At 61.8% G+C, this 19,311-nt stretch carries 21 protein-coding genes; 11 read left to right on the top strand and 10 right to left on the bottom strand.

Annotated elements, in window-relative coordinates; genetic code table 11:
- Positions 1-50: 50 nt before the first annotated feature.
- Positions 51-1,433: a M23 family metallopeptidase gene (locus PRZ03_RS08130; protein WP_273599814.1), complete on the top strand. Its 1,383-nt coding sequence runs from the start codon at positions 51-53 to the stop codon at positions 1,431-1,433.
- 23 nt (positions 1,434-1,456) lie between these two features.
- Positions 1,457-2,572, top strand: a complete 1,116-nt coding sequence (locus PRZ03_RS08125) for an anhydro-N-acetylmuramic acid kinase (RefSeq protein ID WP_273599813.1) — start codon at positions 1,457-1,459, stop codon at positions 2,570-2,572.
- Positions 2,573-2,627: 55 nt separating this feature from the next.
- Here PRZ03_RS08125 and erpA read toward each other — a convergent pair whose 3' ends face one another.
- The 3 genes from erpA to rplM all read right to left on the bottom strand — a co-directional run bounded on the left by erpA (position 2,628) and on the right by rplM (position 4,064).
- The gene (gene erpA / locus PRZ03_RS08120; RefSeq protein ID WP_263533702.1) at positions 2,628-3,002 is read right to left on the bottom strand and encodes an iron-sulfur cluster insertion protein ErpA; all 375 of its coding nucleotides are present in this window, start codon (positions 3,000-3,002) and stop codon (positions 2,628-2,630) included.
- A 231-nt stretch (positions 3,003-3,233) separates the two neighbouring features.
- Positions 3,234-3,626 carry a 30S ribosomal protein S9 gene (rpsI, locus tag PRZ03_RS08115; RefSeq protein WP_263519022.1) on the bottom strand — a complete coding sequence of 131 codons (393 nt, stop codon included), beginning with the start codon at positions 3,624-3,626 and terminating at the stop codon, positions 3,234-3,236.
- 9 nt (positions 3,627-3,635) lie between these two features.
- Positions 3,636-4,064 (bottom strand): 50S ribosomal protein L13, encoded by a 429-nt coding sequence (rplM, locus tag PRZ03_RS08110; RefSeq protein WP_263533701.1) that lies wholly within the window; start codon positions 4,062-4,064, stop codon positions 3,636-3,638.
- A gap of 495 nt (positions 4,065-4,559) precedes the next feature.
- Here rplM and PRZ03_RS08105 point away from each other — a divergent pair, with 495 nt between their 5' ends.
- The 3 genes from PRZ03_RS08105 (at position 4,560) to PRZ03_RS08095 (ending at position 7,350) form a co-directional block, all read left to right on the top strand.
- A complete protein-coding gene (locus tag PRZ03_RS08105; protein WP_263533700.1) occupies positions 4,560-5,198 on the top strand; it encodes a GNAT family N-acetyltransferase in 639 nt (212 codons plus the stop codon).
- A 128-nt stretch (positions 5,199-5,326) separates the two neighbouring features.
- Positions 5,327-6,202, top strand: a complete 876-nt coding sequence (locus PRZ03_RS08100; protein WP_273599812.1) for a DUF2726 domain-containing protein — start codon at positions 5,327-5,329, stop codon at positions 6,200-6,202.
- Positions 6,203-6,279: 77 nt separating this feature from the next.
- On the top strand, positions 6,280-7,350 hold the full coding sequence (locus tag PRZ03_RS08095; protein WP_273599811.1) for a serine/threonine protein kinase: 1,071 nt from the start codon (positions 6,280-6,282) through the stop codon (positions 7,348-7,350).
- Positions 7,351-7,366: 16 nt separating this feature from the next.
- Here the strand turns inward: PRZ03_RS08095 and htpG are convergent, their stop codons facing one another.
- Entirely contained in the window at positions 7,367-9,250 is a 1,884-nt protein-coding gene (gene htpG, locus PRZ03_RS08090; RefSeq protein ID WP_273599810.1) for a molecular chaperone HtpG, read from the bottom strand.
- 168 nt (positions 9,251-9,418) lie between these two features.
- Between htpG and PRZ03_RS08085 the strand changes: the two genes are divergently transcribed.
- The gene (locus tag PRZ03_RS08085) at positions 9,419-10,090 is read left to right on the top strand and encodes a trimeric intracellular cation channel family protein (protein WP_263533696.1); all 672 of its coding nucleotides are present in this window, start codon (positions 9,419-9,421) and stop codon (positions 10,088-10,090) included.
- A 2-nt stretch (positions 10,091-10,092) separates the two neighbouring features.
- Here PRZ03_RS08085 and PRZ03_RS08080 read toward each other — a convergent pair whose 3' ends face one another.
- From PRZ03_RS08080 to PRZ03_RS08065, 4 genes are all read right to left on the bottom strand, one after another.
- Positions 10,093-10,404, bottom strand: a complete 312-nt coding sequence (locus PRZ03_RS08080; RefSeq protein ID WP_263533695.1) for a hypothetical protein — start codon at positions 10,402-10,404, stop codon at positions 10,093-10,095.
- 45 nt (positions 10,405-10,449) lie between these two features.
- A complete protein-coding gene (locus PRZ03_RS08075) occupies positions 10,450-11,577 on the bottom strand; it encodes a 3-deoxy-7-phosphoheptulonate synthase (protein WP_263533694.1) in 1,128 nt (375 codons plus the stop codon).
- Positions 11,578-11,804: 227 nt separating this feature from the next.
- Complete coding sequence (tldD, locus tag PRZ03_RS08070) at positions 11,805-13,268, bottom strand: metalloprotease TldD (RefSeq protein WP_273599809.1); 1,464 nt, start codon at positions 13,266-13,268, stop codon at positions 11,805-11,807.
- A gap of 44 nt (positions 13,269-13,312) precedes the next feature.
- Positions 13,313-14,200 (bottom strand): LysR family transcriptional regulator, encoded by an 888-nt coding sequence (locus PRZ03_RS08065; protein WP_273599808.1) that lies wholly within the window; start codon positions 14,198-14,200, stop codon positions 13,313-13,315.
- 102 nt (positions 14,201-14,302) lie between these two features.
- On the opposite strand from PRZ03_RS08065, the gene PRZ03_RS08060 reads away from it, so the two are divergent.
- Complete coding sequence (locus PRZ03_RS08060) at positions 14,303-15,289, top strand: NAD-dependent epimerase/dehydratase family protein (RefSeq protein ID WP_273599807.1); 987 nt, start codon at positions 14,303-14,305, stop codon at positions 15,287-15,289.
- Complete coding sequence (locus tag PRZ03_RS08055; RefSeq protein ID WP_338109596.1) at positions 15,286-15,765, top strand: DUF4188 domain-containing protein; 480 nt, start codon at positions 15,286-15,288, stop codon at positions 15,763-15,765. The genes PRZ03_RS08060 and PRZ03_RS08055 overlap by 4 nt, the downstream gene beginning before the upstream one ends.
- Before the next feature lie 41 nt (positions 15,766-15,806).
- Here the strand turns inward: PRZ03_RS08055 and rsmI are convergent, their stop codons facing one another.
- Positions 15,807-16,733: a 16S rRNA (cytidine(1402)-2'-O)-methyltransferase gene (gene rsmI / locus PRZ03_RS08050; RefSeq protein ID WP_409993939.1), complete on the bottom strand. Its 927-nt coding sequence runs from the start codon at positions 16,731-16,733 to the stop codon at positions 15,807-15,809.
- Between rsmI and PRZ03_RS08045 the strand changes: the two genes are divergently transcribed.
- From PRZ03_RS08045 to PRZ03_RS08035, 3 genes are read left to right on the top strand one after another with little or no spacing between them, the layout of a single operon-like run.
- The gene (locus PRZ03_RS08045) at positions 16,726-17,106 is read left to right on the top strand and encodes a YraN family protein (RefSeq protein WP_273599806.1); all 381 of its coding nucleotides are present in this window, start codon (positions 16,726-16,728) and stop codon (positions 17,104-17,106) included. The genes rsmI and PRZ03_RS08045 overlap by 8 nt on opposite strands.
- 30 nt (positions 17,107-17,136) lie before the next feature.
- A complete protein-coding gene (locus PRZ03_RS08040; protein ID WP_263533689.1) occupies positions 17,137-17,712 on the top strand; it encodes an SIS domain-containing protein in 576 nt (191 codons plus the stop codon).
- A 24-nt stretch (positions 17,713-17,736) separates the two neighbouring features.
- Positions 17,737-18,396 (top strand): BON domain-containing protein, encoded by a 660-nt coding sequence (locus PRZ03_RS08035; RefSeq protein WP_263533688.1) that lies wholly within the window; start codon positions 17,737-17,739, stop codon positions 18,394-18,396.
- Positions 18,397-18,410: 14 nt separating this feature from the next.
- Here PRZ03_RS08035 and PRZ03_RS08030 read toward each other — a convergent pair whose 3' ends face one another.
- Positions 18,411-19,304: an NAD(P)-dependent oxidoreductase gene (locus PRZ03_RS08030; protein WP_273599805.1), complete on the bottom strand. Its 894-nt coding sequence runs from the start codon at positions 19,302-19,304 to the stop codon at positions 18,411-18,413.
- Between the last annotated feature and the right edge of the window lie 7 nt (positions 19,305-19,311).

Genomic DNA, 19,311 nt, shown 5'->3' with positions numbered 1-19,311 from the left:
GCTATCGCCACTGACTGAGCAACGAGGGATTCTGCAACGTGACCGACCGGATGACTGAAGTGAAAGTGGCCGCGGCCCAGGCCTTTGCGCGAGCCGACGCCTTTGCCGCTCGCCACCCACGCGCGCTGACCGGCACCGTGGTGGGTTTGTTGACCGGCTTCGCCGTGACCGCCTTTGGTATTGCACCGCTCGCACCCGATGCACGCGACCTGCCTCAGCGCACGCTGGCGGAGTTGGTGCAGACCAATGACCTAGACGCACAGCTTTCAGCCTTGGCCGAACATCAGATTGGCCTGAGCCGCAGCGAATTGACTCGCAGCAGCGACACCGTCGAGAGCCTGTTCAAACGCCTGGGCGCTTTTGACCCTGCTGCCGCCCAGTTCTTGCGCAACGACCCTTTGGCACGGCGCACGCTGCAAGGCCGCGCTGGCAAGTCGGTGCAATTGACGGCCGATGCCTCGGGCATTGTTCAAACAATGGTGGTGCGCTTTCCGGCCGAAAAGGCTGAACAGCAAGCGACTCATTTCAGCCGTCTGAGCATCACACGCGAAGGCAAGGGCTTTGTCTCCAAGCTGGAAACGGCAGCGCTGCAGGCACAAATTCGCTTGGGCAGCGGCAGCATCCAAAGCTCGCTGTTCGCTGCTACCGACGAGGCGCGTATCCCAGATGCGATCGCTTCTCAGATGGCCGATATGTTCTCGGGCGAGATCGACTTCCACCGCGAGCTGCGCAAGGGTGACCGTTTTTCCGTCGTCTATGAAAGCATGACCGCCGACGGCGAAAACGTCAGCTGGGACAACTTCGCGGGCCGGCTGATCGCAGGTGAATTCATCAACAACGGGCGCACCCATTCGGCCGTCTGGTTCAAAGACAACGCCACCGGCAAGGGCAATTTCTACAGCTTTGACGGTCAAAGCAAGCGCCGCGCCTTTTTGGCCAGCCCGATGGAGTTTTCGCGCGTGACCTCCGGGTTCTCGATGCGCTTTCACCCGATTCATCAAACCTGGCGCCAGCACCTCGGCGTTGACTACGGCGCCCCCACCGGGACGCCCGTGCGTACCGTCGGAGATGGGTCGGTCGAATTTGCCGGTTGGCAAAATGGTTTCGGCAATGTCGTCCATGTTCGCCACAGCGGCGATCGCACAACGGTCTACGCTCACCTGAGCCGCATCGACGTCAAGAAGGGTCAGCGCATTGAACAGGGCCAGAAAGTTGGCGCCGTCGGCGCAACGGGTTGGGCCACCGGCCCGCATCTGCACTTTGAATTCCGCGTCAAGGGCAGCCACCAAGACCCGCGCGCAATCGCACGCGCCTCGGAAGCCGTCACTCTGCCCAATTACGCTCGCACGCAGTTCAAGCAGACCGTCGCCAGCGTGAAGACGCAGCTGAGCGTCGCTCAGACCATGGACGGCGGCGTCAGCGGCGCAGACTGAAACCCATAGGCGGCTCGCCGCAGATGAGTAGCGAGCTCTTCATTGGCTTGATGTCCGGCACCTCGCTGGACGGAGTGGACGCGCTATTGGCGCGATTCCCAGCAGACGGCACAGCCATGCAAGTGCTAGGCCACCTGCATCAACCCTTCAGCAAACCGCTGCGAGACGAGCTGCTGGCACTCAACAGTCCTGGCGACAATGAATTACACCGGGCCGCGCTGGCCGGCAATGCGGTGGCGCGCGCCTATGCCGATGTGGTCGCTCAGCTGCTGGAGGCCTGCTGCATCCAAGCGGCGCAGGTGGCGGCGCTCGGCGCCCACGGCCAGACCGTCAGGCACAGACCCGGCGAGTTCGATGGCTGTGGCTACACCACACAACTCTTGAACGGCGCCTTACTGGCGGAGCAAAGCGGCGTGGCCGTGGCCTGTGATCTGCGCAGCCGCGATGTGGCGGCCGGGGGGCAAGGCGCCCCCCTGGTACCGGCGTTTCACCGGGCGCAATTTGGCCAGGTCGGGCGCGACATTGCCGTTGTCAATATCGGTGGCATCAGCAATATCAGCCTGCTGGGTGCAGACGGCAGTACCTTGGGCTTTGACTGCGGGCCGGGCAACTGCCTGATGGACGCTTGGATCCAAGAACATCTGGGTCACGAATTTGACGCGAGCGGCGCCTGGGCGGCGCAGGGTCAGGTTTCGACAGCGCTGCTGGACAGACTGCTTGCCGAGCCCTTCTTCACTTTGCCGCCTCCGCGCAGCACGGGGCGAGATCTGTTCAACCGGGCTTGGTTGGACAGCCGACTGCAGCACGCCGATCTGCGCCAGGAAGATGTGCAAGCCAGCCTGCTGGAGTTGAGCGCGCAGACGATCGCGCAAAGTCTTCTGCAGCACAGCCCGAATACCACAGAACTGCTGGTCTGCGGTGGCGGCGCCTTTAACACGCAGTTGATGACGCGGCTGCAGGCCCTGCTGCCGCACACACAGGTCATGACCAGCGATGCGCGAGGGCTGCCGGTCATGCAAGTGGAAGCGGCGGCCTTTGCCTGGCTGGCCATGCGTCATCTGCGTCAGCTGCCGGGCAACTTGGCTGCGGCAACCGGCGCTCTGGGACCACGCCTATTGGGCGCCCTCTATCCGGCCTGAGCATAAAAAAATCGCCTGAATTTGGCGGTTTTTTATTGAGGGCAAATGCCCGCGATCAGGCCGAAAAACTCGATCCGCAGCCACAAGTCGTCGTTGCATTTGGATTCTTGATCACGAACTGCGCACCTTGCAGATCTTCCTTGTAATCGATTTCCGCGCCGACCAGGTACTGCAAGCTCATCGCATCGATCAACAGGGTCACGCCATTTTTGTGCATCTGTGTATCGTCTTCGTTGACCGCTTCATCGAAGGTGAAGCCGTACTGGAAGCCAGAGCAGCCGCCACCTTGCACGAACACGCGCAACTTCAGCTCAGGATTGCCTTCCTCGGCCACCAAGTCGGCCACCTTTTCGGCGGCGCTATCGGTGAAGATCAAGGGCACGGGCATTGCATCGGCATCGGCCGCTGGAGATTCAAGAACTGCGCTCATATGGATTCCTGATGTAATTGCACTTCGGCCGATATTGTCCATGCAAACAAAAGACAAATATTTGACCTGTGTTCGGATGATGCCACGCTCGGCGAGCCCGTACTGGAACAGGGTTATTCGCGAGCAGGCCGAAATGCTCAATTCAAAAAAAAGCCGCCCTCGTAAACGGGAGCGGCTTTGTTGTGAGCTTGCCGTCGCTGAACCAAGTCCAAGACGGCAAACCGAGCAGGATCAGCGCTTGCTGAACTGCTTCCTGCGACGAGCGCCGTGCAGACCGACCTTCTTACGCTCGACTTCACGCGCATCACGCGTCACGAAGCCAGCGCGGCTCAGTTCGGACTTCAGAGTTGCGTCATAGTCGATCAGCGCGCGAGTGATGCCGTGGCGCAATGCACCGGCTTGACCCGACTCACCACCACCATGAACATTCACCTTGATGTCAAAAGTCTCACCATGGTTCGTCAACAGCAAAGGCTGCTTGGCGATCATGATGGAGGTTTGACGACCAAAATAGTCACCGATGGCTTTGCCATTGACAACGATTTGGCCAGTGCCCTTCTTGATGAAGACGCGAGCGACCGACGACTTGCGGCGGCCTGTACCGTAGTTCCAGTTTCCGATCATCATCGTTCCTTAGATTTCCAGAGCCTTGGGCTGCTGAGCGGCATGCGGATGCGTGTCACCGGCATAGACCTTCAGCTTCTTCACCATGGCGTAGCCCAAAGGACCCTTGGGCAGCATGCCCTTGACAGCCTTCTCCAGCGCGCGGCCTGGATGCTTGGCTTGCATGTCCTTGAACTTCGTGGCGTGAATGCCGCCTGGGAAGCCCGAATGGCGGTAGTACACCTTGTCATTGGCCTTGTTGCCAGTGACACGCAGTTTTTCTGCGTTGATGATGACGATGAAATCGCCGGTATCTACGTGAGGCGTATAAATGGCTTTATGCTTGCCGCGCAAACGGAGTGCCACTTCGCTGGCAACACGTCCGAGCACCTTGTCGGTGGCGTCAATCACAAACCACTCGTGCGTCACTTCTGCCGGTTTGGCGCTGAAGGTCTTCATGAGTTACTTTCGAATGCTGGCTCCAAAACGGAACTCAGCGGTCGGATGGCTGATTTAGATTTTTGCGTCCATTTACTTTCGCCCACCAGGCAAAAGCCCGGCCAACGTTTCGACTTCGCTCGGTGTTGCTTATTGGGAACTAGGCCCGCCAAAGCAGCTTGATGCCGCTCCAACTACCCCGCTCTCGCAACCTCTCACGCCGAACGCAAAAACTTCTTCCCCGCAGCCAAATACGGAAAAGCCGACCATTCTAGCAGGATGTCGCCGAAAATTACTAGGCTCGGCAAGCCCGCGACACAAATCGACCTCCGAGCTGGCTTTGGCCGGCTCTGGGTTAAAATCAGGGTTAACACCAATAATTCAGCCTCTCGTCTAGCCTCGCACCATCGCATGAAGTCCAAGCCCAATCCAAGCAACAGCACAACACCGCCTGAACCCGCAAGTTCAAACGTCGGTGCGCTTGCCGCATGGGCACCCTCGGCCGCTTTGAAGCGCATGAGCAATTGGATACCGATTCGCTCTCTGGGCCGGCAACATCGCAAGCGGATTGCTTTGCACTTGCTGGCGCTAACCGAGCGTGACCGCTACCTGCGCTTTGGCTATGCAGCGGGAGACGATCAAATCAGTCGCTACGCGATGGCGATGGATTTTGACCGGGACGAAGTTTTCGGCATCTTCAATCGCAAACTCGAACTCATTGCGATGGCGCACTTGGCTTACTCCCCACAGCCGCAACGCGCCGGCCTGCCCGCCATGGCCGAGTTTGGGGTTTCGGTCTTGAGTCAGGCTCGGGGCCGCGGCTTGGGCGCGCGCCTGTTTGAGCGCGCTGCGCTACACGCACGCAACCGCGGCATCGACACGCTCTTCATCCATGCACTGAGCGAGAACGGCGCCATGCTCAAAATCGCACGCAACGCCGGTGCGACGGTGGAACGCGACGGCTCGGAATCAGAAGCTTGGCTGCGCCTGCCGCCCGACACCGTGTCATCCCATGTTGGCGAAGCCATTGAGCGCCATATGGCCGAACTGGACTTTCAGTTCAAACGCCATGTGCGTGTCATTGGGCAAATCATCGACGGCGTGGCCGAGGTGAAGTCCAAGTTCAGCGAGGCCGGCAAGGCCGCCAAGCTGTAGAAAATTTTCGGCCGCCCACCACCCAAACCGGGGGTAGCTACCAAGCCTATTTGTCACAACGATGCGCTACATTGCCCGCATAAGCGCTGGACATACAGTGCAAACCTAATAAATGGCGGTCGAGGGCAATGCAAATCACCATTCCGTGGATAGTCGCTTTGGTCGTGGGCAGCAGCCTGCTTGCCTTTCTTGCGGCATGGGTCTTGCGTCGCCCGAAGAACGCCGCCAATAAGCCCCTGCCTACCGAATGGGCGCTGACGGCACGTCCAGTCTTCAGCGCCGACGAACGCCGCGTCTACCGATTGCTCAAAGAAGCGCTGCCTCACCATGTGATTTTGGCCAAACTGCCGATGGTGCGGTTTTGCCAGCCCACCGAAGCCAGCGAAGTGCGCTATTGGTTTGAGTTGCTGGGCGCTGTTAACGTCACTTTTGCGATTTGCAGCCCCAACGGCCGCGTCTTGGCCGCTGTTGATCTGGACAGCGAGCGCGGTATTTCCGGGCGCGGCCTCCAAATCAAACAATCGGTGCTGGGCGCTTGCCGGGTGCGCTATCTGCGCTGCGCTATCGACAATTTGCCCAGCGCTGCCGAATTGCAGCTCTTGGTGCCCTTCAGCAACAGCAATTCGCGCGGCCCTCAACCTGCTCCCGCGCCCCACAGTGCAATCAATGCGCGTAGCCCCATCAATGGTTCGACTCCACGCCGCAGCGGCGCGAGTACTCAATCGATTGCCGGCGGCAATGCGGCCAGCACCAAAGGTCGCAACAGTCTTTGGCAAGACTCTGCCGTTTTTCATGACTCTTTCTTCGCGCCGGATAGCCGCTTTGACACTGCTGCAGGGCCCGACCTGCCTCGCATGGCGCGCAATAGCAGCGCAGGCGCACACAGCGTGACGCCGTTTGGTGAAGCCTTGGGCGGCGAGTCGCGCTACCCCGATGAAGCGCCCAATGACATCGTCGGTCTGGTAGTTGATTCCCCCCGCTATGGTGGCCGCTTGCCTCGCTAAGCGTTACAGCGAAAATTTGCGCTGATACTAGGGCGTCAGGCCAGTCGGTCTGACGCCGTTTCTTTTTCTGCCACTCAATGACCCCAGACCTCGATCGCAGCTTCGGCAACCTGACACCCGAATTCATGCTGGACGCCCTCGACGCCGCCGGCCTTTACGGAGACGGCCGCATGCTACAGCTGAACTCGTATGAGAACCGCGTGCTGCAGTTGCATCTGGAAGATGGGCGGATTGCGGTCGCCAAGTTTTACCGGCCCGGCCGCTGGACCGACGCGCAGATTCTCGAAGAACACCTATTCGCCTTGGAGTTGGCCGCGGCGGAAGTGCCGGTGGCTGCACCCTGGACGCTTGCCGATATCAAGGGTCAGTTGAAACTGAGTGGCAGCCCGGCAACGCTGGCCCATTTTGGCGATCAGCGCTTTGCCGTCACACCGCGCCAAGGTGGCCGCGCACCGGAGCTAGATGATCCCGAAGTGTTGACTTGGATAGGTCGCCTGCTCGCGCGCCTGCATCTGGTGGGCCGGCAACGGCCGTTTGAACACCGCTTGAGCTGGGTTGGAGCAGAACCAGGCCAGATCGCCCGAGATTGGCTACTCGACAACAAGACGCTGCCGATTGAAGTCGCAAACGCTTGGGAATCCGTCGTCAATGCCTGCTTGAACCGCATTCAGGCCGCGTTTGATGCAATTCCTGACTTGCAACTGCTGCGCTTGCACGGCGACTGCCACCCCGGCAACATTCTCTGGACGCCCGACCACGGCCCCCATTTTGTCGACCTCGACGACGCCGTCACCGGCCCGGCCGTACAAGACCTATGGATGCTCTTATCGGGCGACGCGCTGGCCACGCGACAGCAACTGGCCTGTGTGCTGGAGGGCTATGAAACAGTCGCCAAATTTGACCGCCGCGAGCTCAAGCTGATCGAGCCGCTGCGCACGCTGCGGATGATTCACCACAGCGCCTGGCTGGCCAAGCGCTGGGGCGATCCGGCCTTCCCTCTGGCCTTCCCCTGGTTTGGCACGCCCAACTACTGGCATGACCAAGTTGCCAAACTGAATGAACAACTGGAGGCGATGCGGCCAGCGGATGAAGTCGTGCTGGACAACTTCAAAGACGACGACATCGCCTTTGACGAGGGCTTTAAATAGCCCCCGTCAATAACCATCAGCCCAGCAGCATCGCGTTGACGCGCCGCACATAGGCTGCAGGGTCTTCCAGATTGCCGCCTTCGGCGAGCACAGCCTGATCGAAGATCACGTTAGCGAGGTCGTCAAAATGGGCCTCACTGCTGCTCAGCTTCTTCACCAGCGCATGCTCGGCGTTGATTTCCAGCGTCGGCAGGCTCACAGGTGCGGCTTGACCGGCTTGCTTGAGCAGACGTGCCAAGTGGCCACTCATATCGCCCTCTTCAACGACGATACAAGCGGGCGAATCGACCAGGCGGGTCGACACGCGCACATCCTTGGCGCGGGCCTTGAGCGTCTCCTTCAGACGATCCAGCAAGGGCTTGAAGGTCTCGGCGTCGGCCTCGGCCTTCTTCTTCTCGTCCTCGTCCTGCAGCTTGCCCAGATCGATCGAGCCCTTGGCGACCGACTGCAAAGCCTTGCCTTCGAACTCGTAAAGATGCGAGAGCATCCACTCGTCGACCCGGTCCACCAGCAGCAGCACTTCGATGCCCTTTTTGCGGAAGATCTCCAGCTGCGGGCTGTTCTTGGCTGCACTTAGAGAGTCGGCCGTGATGTAGTAAATCGCTTCCTGATCGTCCTTGGCGCGCTTCAGATAGTCGGCCAGCGAGACGCCCTCGTCGGCGTGCGTCGAGGCAAAGCGCAAGAGCTTGGCCAGGCGTTCCTGGTTGGCGTGATCCTCGCCAATGCCTTCCTTCAAGACCGAGCCGAAGTCCTTCCAGAAGTCGGCGTACTTAGCGCGCTCGGCCGCATCTTCGCTGTCGGCCAGCGTTTCCAGCATCGACAAGACGCGCTTGGTCGAGCCTTCGCGGATCGCCTTGACGTCACGGCTTTCTTGCAGCAGCTCACGCGAAACGTTCAGCGGCAGGTCGGCCGAGTCGATCACGCCCTTCACAAAGCGCAGGTAGACCGGCATCAGCGCCTCGGCATCGTCCATGATGAAGACACGCTTCACATAGAGCTTGACGCCGCCGCGCTTGTCGCGGTTCCACAGATCAAACGGCGCCTTCTTGGGGATGTAGAGCAGCTGCGTGTACTCGCTGCGGCCTTCAACGCGGTTGTGCGTATGGGCCAGCGGCGCTTCGGTGTCGTAACTGATCTGCTTATAGAACTCGTCGTACTGTTCTTGCGTGACTTCGCTCTTCGAGCGCGACCACAGTGCCGAGGCCTTGTTGACCGGCTCCCACTCGTCCTTCAGGACTTGGGTGGACTTCTCCGGGTCCCACTCTTCCTTGCGCATCAGGATGGGCAGGGAGATGTGGTCGGAATACTTGCTGATGACCGACTTGAGGCGCCAAGTCTTGAGGAATTCTTCCTCGCCTTCGCGCAGATGCAAGATCACATCGGTGCCGCGGCCTGCCTTGGTGATGGTCTCGACTTCGTAGTCGCCGGTGCCTTCCGACGTCCAGCGCACCGCTGCATCGGCGGCCACGCCGGCGCGGCGAGTTTCGACGGTGATGCGGTCGGCGACGATAAAGCCCGAGTAGAAACCGACGCCGAACTGGCCGATCAGGTTGGCGTCCTTCTTCTGGTCGCCTTCGAGCTTGGCCATGAACTCACGCGTGCCGCTCTTGGCGATGGTGCCCAGATGCGAGATCGCCTCTTCCTCGCTCATGCCGATGCCGTTGTCGCTGATGGTGACGGTGCGGGCGGCCTCGTCAAAGCTGACGCGTACTTCCAGGTTCGGTGCGTCTTCAAACAAGGCGGCGTTGTCGAGCGCTTCGAAGCGCAGCTTGTCGCAAGCGTCCGACGCATTGGAGACCAGCTCGCGCAGGAAGATTTCCTTGTTGGAGTAGAGCGAATGAGTGACCAGGTGCAGGATCTGCTTGACCTCGGCCTGGAAGGCATGGGTTTGCTTTGTCATGGCTTGTGCTTCTTTCAAATGGCTGAAAACGGTGATGAGCGGTCGGCTTGCGCCACCACCCACCTGAGCTTGCGCCCGTGCACCCGATGTGGGGTCGTCTCGGCCGGCTTCAAGACCTATTGCACGCTGACAGCATCGCTTGCCCGTATCGCTGCCAGAATGCCGCCCATGAGCAATTCCCCCAATGAGTCACTGACCCCCAAAGCGCGCGTCGTCCTGTACTGGATGGATCTGGCCGGCGTGGCCGTTTTTGCCATCAGTGGCGCGCTGGCGGCGATGCAGGCCAGGCTCGATCTGTTCGGCGTGCTGGTGTTGGCCGCCATCACGGCGATTGGCGGCGGCACCTTGCGCGACATGCTTTTGGGCCGGCACCCGATCTTCTGGATGCGCGACACCCGCTACATCAAGGTCATCGGCTTGACCGCAATGCTGACCGCCCTGGCCACGCAGATGGCCAGCGGCTGGGGTCAGGTCTTGCAGACCGGCAATGGCGCCCTCTTGATCGCCGACACCCTGGGCCTGGCCTTGTTTGCTTTATGCGGTGCCGAGATCGCCGAGGAAGCCGGCAAGCCGCGCCTTGTCGTCGTGCTGCTGGGCACCATCACCGCCAGCGGCGGCGGCGTACTGCGCGACCTGATGACGGGCCAAGTCCCGCTGCTGCTGCGCCGCGACATCTATGCGAGTGCGGCCATCGGTGGCATCAGCGCCTATCTGCTGCTGCGGGCCTTAGGGGTGCCGCGCCAGTTGGCCTTTTTTGCCGGCATGTTGACGGTGGTGGCGCTGCGACTGGCGGCGCTGCACTACGGCTGGCAGTTGCCTGCGCCGCAGCTCAGCCAATAAATTCAGTAAGACAGCGTCCGCTTGGCCACATCGACCCGCAGCAGCGCCTTGCTCAAGGCGCTGCTGGTGGCTCGCGCGAAGTCGAGTGCCCAGGCGGCATCTGCAAAAGCAGCCGGCCCAGCCGTGCTGGCAACGCCCAGGATTTTGTCGGCCAGCAAGACTTTGCCGGTGCCCCGCATCGGCGCGCAATCATGCTGGATGAATTGCTCATCCAGCCATTGACGGGCGGCTTCGAAGCTCAAGACTTCGGCCTCGTCAACGACCAAATCGAACTGCTGAATCGGACTAAAAACGACCTTCACGAGACTGCGCATCGCTGGCCTTTGTGGGCTTGTGACGCGCCGATTCTGGCCTAGAAATCAGCCGCGTGCCGCTTTTACAGCATCACTGAGCAATTCCATCACCTTGAGCGAATCGTCCCAGCCCAAGCAAGCGTCGGTGATGCTCTTGCCGTATTCCAACTTCTTAGCGTCGTCCTTGCCGGGGGTGAACTTCTGCGCACCGTCGATCAGATGGCTTTCGACCATCACACCAAAGATGCTGGTGCTGCCGGCCTTGATCTGCGCCGCCACATCGGCCGCAACATCCACCTGCCGCAGATGCTGCTTGGAGCTATTGGCATGCGAGCAGTCGACCATCAGCGTGGTGTCGAGCTTGGACGCGGCCAGATCCTTGCAAGCGGCTGCCACGTTCTCGGCGTCGTAATTGGGCGCCTTGCCGCCGCGCAAAATCACATGGCAATCCTTATTGCCCTTGGTCTCGACGATGGCGACCTGACCATTCTTGTGCACCGACAAAAAGTGGTGCGGGCGGGCCGCGGCCTGGATGGCATCGGTGGCGATCTTGATATTGCCGTCGGTGCCATTCTTGAAACCGATCGGTGCGGACAGGCCCGACGCCAACTCGCGGTGCACCTGGCTTTCGGTCGTGCGTGCGCCGATCGCGCCCCAAGAAATCAAGTCGCCAATGTATTGCGGCGAGATCACATCGAGGAACTCGGAGCCGGCCGGCATGCCCAGCCGGTTGATCTCAAGCAGCAACTGGCGTGCGATGCGCAGGCCTTCGTCGATGCGGTAGCTCTCGTCCAAGTAGGGGTCGTTGATCAAGCCCTTCCAGCCCACCGTCGTGCGCGGTTTCTCGAAGTAGACGCGCATGACGATTTCCAGCGTGTCGGCGTATTTCTCGCGCTGCACTTGCAGCTTGCGGGCGTACTCGATCGCGGCGGCCGGATCGTGGATGGAACAGGGGCCGATGATGACCAGCAAACGGTCATCCTTGCGCTGCATGATCTTGCGGATCTTGGCGCGGGTGCCAGCAATCAACGGTTCCATCGGCGTGCCGCGAATCGGGAAGAAGCGGATCAGGTGCTCTGGCGGCGGCAGCGGCGTAACGTCGACGATGCGCTGGTCATCGGTCTCGCTGGTTTTGTCCTGCGGCGAGTACCAGCGTTCGGCGGTGGCCTCAGCTTTCACATTCTTGGCGTTCATATCGTGGCGGTCTTTCTGATTCTGATTCGATGAGCAAAAAAAAAACCGCCGGGGGTGAACCCGGCGGTTTTCAGAAATTTGATTTGCGTTTTTGGTTTACGCGTTCGCCTCTCTGCCGCCGGTGCGGTATGAGAACCAAAAGAATGTATAAAACTTTTGCGTAGGCATGACTTGAATGTAGCACGCGAATATTGCAGCCCAGCCGCACTGCGGCTAGCGCGCAACAATCAAGCCGTGCCTCCGACCGTCAGGCCGTCAATACGCAGCGTCGGCTGACCGACGCCGACCGGCACGCTCTGACCCTCTTTGCCGCAGACGCCGACACCAGTGTCGAGCTGCATATCGTTGCCAATCATGGTGACGCGGGTCAGTGCCTCGGGGCCGCTGCCGATGATGGTGGCGCCCTTGACCGGGTACTGAATCTCGCCGTTCTCGACCCAGAAGGCTTCACTGGCCGAGAACACGAATTTGCCCGAAGTGATGTCGACCTGACCACCGCCGAAATTGGTCGCGTAGATGCCCTTCTTGATGCTGGCGATGATTTCCTTGGGGTCCTTGTCGCCGCCGAGCATATAGGTGTTGGTCATGCGCGGCATCGGTACATGGGCATAACTCTCACGTCGGCCGTTGCCGGTCGGCGCGACCTTCATCAGGCGCGCATTCATCGCATCCTGGATATAGCCCTTCAGGATGCCGTCTTCGATCAAGACATTGCGCTGCGAGGCGCAACCTTCGTCGTCGACGTTCAGTGAGCCGCGGCGATCCGCCAGCGTGCCATCGTCCAAAACCGTGACCCCCTTGGCCGCCACGCGCTGGCCGATGCGGCCGGCAAAAGCGCTCGAACCCTTGCGGTTGAAGTCGCCTTCCAGACCATGACCAATCGCCTCGTGCAAGAGCACACCGGGCCAGCCGGGGCCAAGCACCACGGTCATCTCGCCGGCCGGGGCCGGGCGTGACTCGAGATTCGTCAGCGCCGCATTGACGGCTTGATCGACATAGCTGGAGATCATCTCGTCGGTGAAATAGGCCAGGCCAAAGCGCCCGCCGCCGCCGCCCGAGCCAACCTCGCGGCGGCCGTTGCTTTCGGCAATCACCGTCACGCTCAGGCGCACCAGCGGCCGCACATCGGCCGCCAAGGTGCCATCGGCACGCGCCACCAGGATCACCTCATGCTCGGCGGCCAGGCCGGCCATCACCTGCGCCACACGCGGGTCTTTGCCGCGCGCCATGCGCTCGGCACGCTCAAGCAAAGCAACCTTTTCGGTGCTGTCGAGGCTGGCAATCGGGTCGGCCGGGCCGTACAGCGAGCGGCTCTTCGACACGGTGGGATTGGCGGGGACCTTGACGCGGCGGCTCTGGCCGGCGGCGGCAATCGAGCGCACCGTCAGCGCCGCATCGATGATGGCGGCCTCGGAGATATCGTCGGAATAGGCAAACGCGGTCTTCTCGCCGGCCACGGCGCGCACGCCCACGCCCTGGTCGATGCTGAAGCTGCCGCTCTTGACGATGCCCTCTTCCAGGCTCCAGCCCTCGGAGCGTGTGTGCTGGAAGTAGAGGTCGGCGTCGTCGACGCGGTGCTCGGTGATCAGCCGCAGCGCTTTGGCCAGCAAGGGCTCGCTGAGGCCGTAAGGCTCCAGCAATTGGCTACGGGCTGCTACCAGGCGGGCAAGGGTGGGTTCGCGCGAAATCATGAGTTCATTGTAGGAGGGACGGGTCCAGTTCGCTCGAAGGCAAATCATGGACTCGCAAGGGCCCAAGCCGCCAAGGCCTCGAACACCAAACGCAGGCGCGGCGTATCACGCAGTTCGCGGTGAGCGGTCAACCACAGCGGCAGCGGCGGTATCGGCATTTCGGGCAGCACTTGTTGAAGATCTGGATCGCGCGCTGCCGCACGCTGTAGCCCCACGGCGATACCGCAGCCGGCTCGCATCGCCTCCCATATCGCCACTTGGCTGTCGCTGCGCAAACCGAAAAACTCGCGCGTCACCGGAAACCCTGCCGCCGCAAAGCCGCGCAGCAACTGGTCAGAACGGTCATAGCCCAGCCATTGGTGCTGGCCCATGGTTGCCACCGTCGGCACGCCGTGGCGGGCCAAATAGCGCCGGTGCGCATAGAGCCCTAGCGGCCAGTCAGCCAGCTTGCGCGCCACCAACATGCCTTGCTCGGGCCGCACCATGCGCAGCGCAATGTCTGCGCTGCGCTCCAGCAAATTTTCGACCTCGTCGCTGGCGACCAACTCAAGCTGTATCTCCGGATGGTCGAGCCGCATCTGCGCCAAGAACTCAGGCAAAAAATAGCAGCAGACGATCTCGCTGGCAGTGATGCGCACCGTGCCGGCCAGGCTCTTTTCTCGTGCCGCCAGAGCCATGCTCAGCTCTTGGGCCCCCTCGCGCATGCGCCTTGCGGCCGGCAGCAGCGCTTGGCCTGCTGCCGTCAAGCTCAGGCCGCGCGGGTGACGTTCGAACAAGCTTTGGCCAAGTGAGGCCTCCAAGGCCGACAACTGCCGACTCAAGGTCGGCTGACTCTGACCCAGCAAGCCCACGGCGCGACTCAAAGAGCCCGCTTCAGCCAGCCCTAAAAAGATCTGAACCTGCGACCAATCAAGCACACAACGCCTCGCCATTCATTTTTGAATACCTGAATTGCATGATAGCCACTTCCGAATTGACCTCAAGCGACTCAAACTGCAGCCCAAGCAATCGTGATAACAACAGCAGGACTCGCTATGCAAACCTCCATTTTGATTCTTGGTGCGGCCGGCCGCCTGGGCCAATGTTTGACGCGCACCTTCGCCGCAGCCGGCTGGCAGGTGATCGCACAGGCACGTAAGCCGCTGCCAGATGAATTGAGCAAACTCGCCAATGTACGCACGCTGAACTGCGACGCGCTTGACCGAGCCGCCCTGCTCAAGGGCGCACAAGGTGCCAGCGTCGTCATCAACGCCTTGAACCCGCCCTATACCGAATGGCATCAATTGCTGCTGCCGCTGGCCGACGCGGCGCAGGCAACAGCCAAGGCACTCGGCGCTTTGCTGATGTTGCCCGGCAATGTCTATAACTTCGGCAACGAATTGCCCAGCCTGCTGACGCCTAACACACCCGAGCGAGCCAACACCCCTAAAGCCGGCCTGCGCATAGCGATGGAGGCGCGCATGGCGGCCGAGCCGGGCCTGGATTCGGTGGTGCTGCGGGCCGGTGATTTCTTTGGCGGACCGGGGACCGGCAGTTGGTTCGATCTGGCCCTGACATCCAAACTCAAAAGCGACCGTTTCATCTATCCCGGCCCGCTGGACCAGACCCATGCCTGGGCCTATCTGCCCGATCTGGCCGAATGCTTTGTGCGCGTCGCTGAAAAGCGCAATGACTTGAGCGGCCATCACCGCCTGCATTACGCCGGCCACTCGGTCGAAGGTCGAGTCATGCAGCAAGCCTTGGAGCAAGCCTGGGGCCAGCCTTTGAAGGCAGGCGGTTTGCCTTGGCTGGCGATTCGCCTCGGATCTCCATTCGTCGCCAGCTGGCGCGCGATCGCCGAGATGCGCTACCTGTGGCTGCGGCCGCACCGTTTGGATGATACCGAGCTGCGCTTGCTGATCGGTGAGCCGCCTCAAACGCGGCTGGTCACCGCGCTGCGAGACAGTCTGGTCGCACTCGGCATGCCTGCCGCAGGGGTGGCAGCAGGGACAGCAGGGGCAACGGCAGGAGCGACAGCATGATGATCAATGCCGCCCGCCTTACCGCCAAACTGGACGGCGATTTCGTCGTCTTCATGATAGGTATGCGCATCAACAAGCCACTTAAGGTGCACAAATGGTGGCCGGTGGCGGCCGCCATGCCGCGCATGTTGAGCGAGCTCGAAAAGAACCCCGAGCTGGGCTTCTTGCATGGCGAAAGCTGGTTTTCTCGCACCCTGATCATGGTGCAGTATTGGCGCTCGATGGAACATCTGCTGGCCTACGCCAAGAACCGTGAAGCCGCGCACTTGCCGGCCTGGACGGCCTTCAACAAGGCCATAGGCGACGATGGCTCGGTCGGCATCTGGCATGAAACCTATGCGGCCAGCCCAGGCAGCTACGAGAACATCTACGTCAATATGCCGGCCTTTGGCCTCGGAAAGGCCGGCAGCTTGCACTCGGCTTCGGGGGAGATGAAATCGGCTGCGGCGCGTTTGGATCGGGCCCGCAAGAGCTAGGCAACGGCCCCTCAGTAACCCTGACGGCGCGCCGAACTCGCTTATTGCTCGCGTGCTTTTTTCTGCGCCAAAGCGAAGTCGTAAAGCCGGTTGCGCGAGCTGCCGCTGATTTCGGCAGCCAGCGCCACCGCCTGCTTCAAGGGCAACTCGGCGCTGAGCAGCGCCAGCACGCGCAGCGCCTCGGCAGGCAGCTCGCCCTCAGAGGCTGCTTCCGGCTTGAGCGCATGCAGCACCAGCACGAACTCGCCACGCTCACGCTGAGCATCTGCAGCCATCCAGGCCGGCAACTCGGCCGCAAGGGCTGTGTGGACGGTTTCAAACTGCTTGGTCAGCTCGCGGCTGACGGTGACCTTCTGCGCCGGACAGACTTCGGCCAAGAGTTCGATCACCGCTTTGATGCGATGCGGCGCCTCAAACAAAACCTGGCTGCGCGGCCGGCCACATAGCGTCAGCAAAACCGTGCGACGCTCGGCCGCCTTGGTCGGCAAGAAGCCAGCGAACTCGAAGCCCTGCGCCACCGTGTCGCCCGCCACGCTCAGCGCCGTCACCGTGCTGCTGGCACCCGGCACCGGGAAGACCCGCAAGCCCGCTGCGGCCACCGCAGCCACCAGCACCGCGCCGGGGTCGGAGATAGCGGGCGTGCCTGCGTCACTGATGTAGGCGATGCGCTCGCCTTGTTTGAGCCGTTCCACCAAGCTCGCGCTGGCCTCATGCTCGTTGTGCTGGTGCAGCTTCAAAAGCGGCTTGTGCAGGCCGAGATGGCGCAACAGGCCGGCGCTGACCCGGGTGTCCTCGCAAGCCACCGCGTCAACCAACCCCAGCACATGGGCGGCGCGGAACGTGATGTCGGCCAGATTCCCGATCGGCGTCGCCACCACATACAGCGTGGACGCGGGATACTGCTGACTCCCGGCCGCAGCGGCGGCGGCCTGCATCATCAGCAGGGAGGCATCGGCAACTATGTTCAAGTGGGGCTCTCCCAAGATTCTCGGATCGGCGGCGGAAGACCTGGCGCTGCGCTACTTGCAGCAGCGCGGTCTGCGCCTGGTGGAGCGCAATTATCGGGTCGCCGCGGGCCCGGGGGCGCGCGGCGGTGAAGTCGATCTGATTCTGGGCGACAAGGACGGCACGCTGGTGTTCGTCGAGGTACGTGCCCGCGCCAGCCTCTCACATGGCGGCGCAGCGGCCAGCGTCACGCCGGCCAAGCAGCGCCGACTGATTTTTGCTGCGCAGCATTACCTCTTGAACATCGCCAGTCCGCCGCCCTGCCGCTTCGATGTGCTGGCGATAGACGGTGAAGCCATCGACTGGATTCAGGCGGCATTTGAGCTCGGAGGCTGAGAACCTCTCCCTCGCTTATGATCGCGCCCCATGCTAGAGCAACGCATCCAACAACAATTCTTCGAGAGCGCCGACCTGCTGTATCAGGCCGCCGAGACCCTGTCACGCCCGCTGGCCAGCGCCGCGCAAATGCTGCTGGACGGCATCACCGGCGGCGGCCGCGTGCTGTGCTGCGGCCAGGGTCTTTCGGCACTTGACGCCAGCTATATGGCCGCTCTGCTGGTCGGCCGCTTCGAGCAGGATAGGCCGGGCTTGGCCGCATGGAGTCTGGACACCCAAGCCCATGGCAGCAGCTCGGAGCTGGCAGCCCTAACGCGCCAGATACAGGCACATGGGCACCCGGGCGATCTGCTGCTGATCTTTGACTCGCGCCAAACGGGTTTGGGCCAATGGGCCGAGGTTCTTGGGGCCGCGCATGAGCAAGACATGAGCGTGATCGCCATCACCGGCAGCGCCAACGATGAGCTGCAAGGCTTGCTGCGCGACACCGATGTACAAATTCGCGTCCATCACCCCCGCAGCGCCCGCGTCGCCGAGGCGCAGCGCTTGCTCGCCCACTGCTTGTGCGATGCGGTCGATGTTCAATTGCTGGGTGACGGCGAATAAGCCGGCCCTTTCTCCAGGAAAACCATGACTATTCGAGCTGCCTCATCACTCCACAAGCTTTCGCGCCTCCCGGTGCTCTTGCTCGCCTTGGCAGGCGCCGTCGTCAGCAGCGCCTGCGTGCCGCTGGCCGTGGGCGGCGCCATGGTCGGCGGCGGCTTGATGGCGACCGATCGCCGCACATCGGGCGCCCAGGTGGAAGACGAGGGCATCGAATACAAGGCCGGCGCTCGCATCCGCGAGCAACTCGGCGACCGAGTGCACGTCAACGTCAACAGCTATAACCGCATGGTATTGATTACCGGTGAGACGAAAACCGAAGCCGACCGCGCCAAGTTGGAGCAAATCGTCGCCGGCGTTGAAAACGTCAGCCGTGTGCTGAACGAGACCGCCGTGACCTTCCTGAGCTCCTACACCAGCCGCTCCAACGATGTGTTGATTGCCACCAAGGTCAAGGCCAGCCTGGTCGATGCGCCCGACTTGATCTCAAACGCCTTTTACATCGTGGTCGAGCGCGGTGAGGTCTTCATCATGGGCCGGGTCACCGAACGGGAAGCTGCTCGTGCGGTCAGCATTGCGCGCGGCGTCAGCGGCGTGACAAAAGTGGTGCGCGCCGTCGAGATCATCAGCGAAGAAGAGTTGGCGCGGATGCTGCCCAAGCCTGCTAAGGCCGAGGCAGCAAAGTAAAACTCAAGTCAAACTCAAGTCAAACGTTTGATCAGGCTGGAGGTATCCAGCCTGCCGCCGCCCGCCGCTTGCACATCGGCATAGAACTGATCAACCAGGGCGGTCGCCGGCAGCCTTGCGCCGTTGCGGCGCGCCTCATCCAGCACCAGACCCAGATCCTTGCGCATCCAGTCGACGGCAAAGCCGAAGTCGAACTTGCCGTCCACCATGGTCTTGCCGCGGTTGTCCATCTGCCAGCTCTGCGCCGCGCCCTTGCCGATCACGTCCAGCACCTGCTTCATGTCCAGGCCCGCCTTGTCCCCAAAGGCAATCGCCTCGGCCAAGCCCTGCACCAGGCCGGCGATACAGATCTGATTGACCATCTTGGCCAACTGCCCGGCGCCCGATTCGCCGACCCGCGTGACCGCCTTGGAATAGGCCATCGCCACCGGCTGCATGGCCTCGAATGGGCCTGCGTCGCCGCCGCACATCACCGTCAACGCCCCATTGACGGCGCCTGCTTGCCCGCCCGACACCGGCGCGTCGACAAAATGCAGGCCCCGCTTTTTTGCTTCGGCATGCAGCTCGCGCGCAACTTCCGCCGAGGCGGTCGTGTGGTCAACAAAGATCGCACCCGACTTCATGCCAGCGAATGCGCCTTGCGTGCTCAACACCACCCAGCGCAGATCGTCATCATTGCCGACGCAGGCAAACACCATGTCAGCGCCCGCCGCGGCCTCGGCCGGCGTGGCGGCCGAGGCGCCGCCGTATTCAGCCACCCAGGCCTGCGCCTTGGCCGCCGTGCGGTTGTAGACCGTCACCGCATGGCCGGCGCGTTGCAAATGGCCGGCCATGGGGTAGCCCATGACGCCCAGGCCCAGGAAGGCGAGTTTGAGGGGTGCGACGGATTCGTAGGTTCTTGTGCTCATAAACAAC

Origin of the sequence: Roseateles albus, assembly GCF_028595345.1 — a bacterium.
GTDB lineage: Bacteria > Pseudomonadota > Gammaproteobacteria > Burkholderiales > Burkholderiaceae_C > Paucibacter_A > Paucibacter_A albus.
Note: the sequence above shows the minus strand (reverse complement) of the source record. Positions and strands in the feature narration are given on the sequence as shown.

Coding starts and splice junctions, on each gene's coding strand:
- tldD (WP_273599809.1), bottom strand. CDS start 13,268: ATGATTTCGCGCGAACCCACCCTTGCCCGCCTGGTAGCAGCCCGTAGC.
- PRZ03_RS08065 (WP_273599808.1), bottom strand. CDS start 14,200: ATGGCGAGGCGTTGTGTGCTTGATTGGTCGCAGGTTCAGATCTTTTTA.
- PRZ03_RS08100 (WP_273599812.1), top strand. CDS start 5,327: ATGCAAATCACCATTCCGTGGATAGTCGCTTTGGTCGTGGGCAGCAGC.
- PRZ03_RS08105 (WP_263533700.1), top strand. CDS start 4,560: ATGAGCAATTGGATACCGATTCGCTCTCTGGGCCGGCAACATCGCAAG.
- htpG (WP_273599810.1), bottom strand. CDS start 9,250: ATGACAAAGCAAACCCATGCCTTCCAGGCCGAGGTCAAGCAGATCCTG.
- PRZ03_RS08045 (WP_273599806.1), top strand. CDS start 16,726: ATGTTCAAGTGGGGCTCTCCCAAGATTCTCGGATCGGCGGCGGAAGAC.
- PRZ03_RS08085 (WP_263533696.1), top strand. CDS start 9,419: ATGAGCAATTCCCCCAATGAGTCACTGACCCCCAAAGCGCGCGTCGTC.
- rplM (WP_263533701.1), bottom strand. CDS start 4,064: ATGAAGACCTTCAGCGCCAAACCGGCAGAAGTGACGCACGAGTGGTTT.
- PRZ03_RS08080 (WP_263533695.1), bottom strand. CDS start 10,404: ATGCGCAGTCTCGTGAAGGTCGTTTTTAGTCCGATTCAGCAGTTCGAT.
- PRZ03_RS08040 (WP_263533689.1), top strand. CDS start 17,137: ATGCTAGAGCAACGCATCCAACAACAATTCTTCGAGAGCGCCGACCTG.
- PRZ03_RS08095 (WP_273599811.1), top strand. CDS start 6,280: ATGACCCCAGACCTCGATCGCAGCTTCGGCAACCTGACACCCGAATTC.
- PRZ03_RS08060 (WP_273599807.1), top strand. CDS start 14,303: ATGCAAACCTCCATTTTGATTCTTGGTGCGGCCGGCCGCCTGGGCCAA.
- PRZ03_RS08030 (WP_273599805.1), bottom strand. CDS start 19,304: ATGAGCACAAGAACCTACGAATCCGTCGCACCCCTCAAACTCGCCTTC.
- PRZ03_RS08125 (WP_273599813.1), top strand. CDS start 1,457: ATGAGTAGCGAGCTCTTCATTGGCTTGATGTCCGGCACCTCGCTGGAC.
- PRZ03_RS08055 (WP_338109596.1), top strand. CDS start 15,286: ATGATGATCAATGCCGCCCGCCTTACCGCCAAACTGGACGGCGATTTC.
- PRZ03_RS08035 (WP_263533688.1), top strand. CDS start 17,737: ATGACTATTCGAGCTGCCTCATCACTCCACAAGCTTTCGCGCCTCCCG.
- PRZ03_RS08075 (WP_263533694.1), bottom strand. CDS start 11,577: ATGAACGCCAAGAATGTGAAAGCTGAGGCCACCGCCGAACGCTGGTAC.
- PRZ03_RS08130 (WP_273599814.1), top strand. CDS start 51: ATGACTGAAGTGAAAGTGGCCGCGGCCCAGGCCTTTGCGCGAGCCGAC.
- rpsI (WP_263519022.1), bottom strand. CDS start 3,626: ATGATCGGAAACTGGAACTACGGTACAGGCCGCCGCAAGTCGTCGGTC.
- erpA (WP_263533702.1), bottom strand. CDS start 3,002: ATGAGCGCAGTTCTTGAATCTCCAGCGGCCGATGCCGATGCAATGCCC.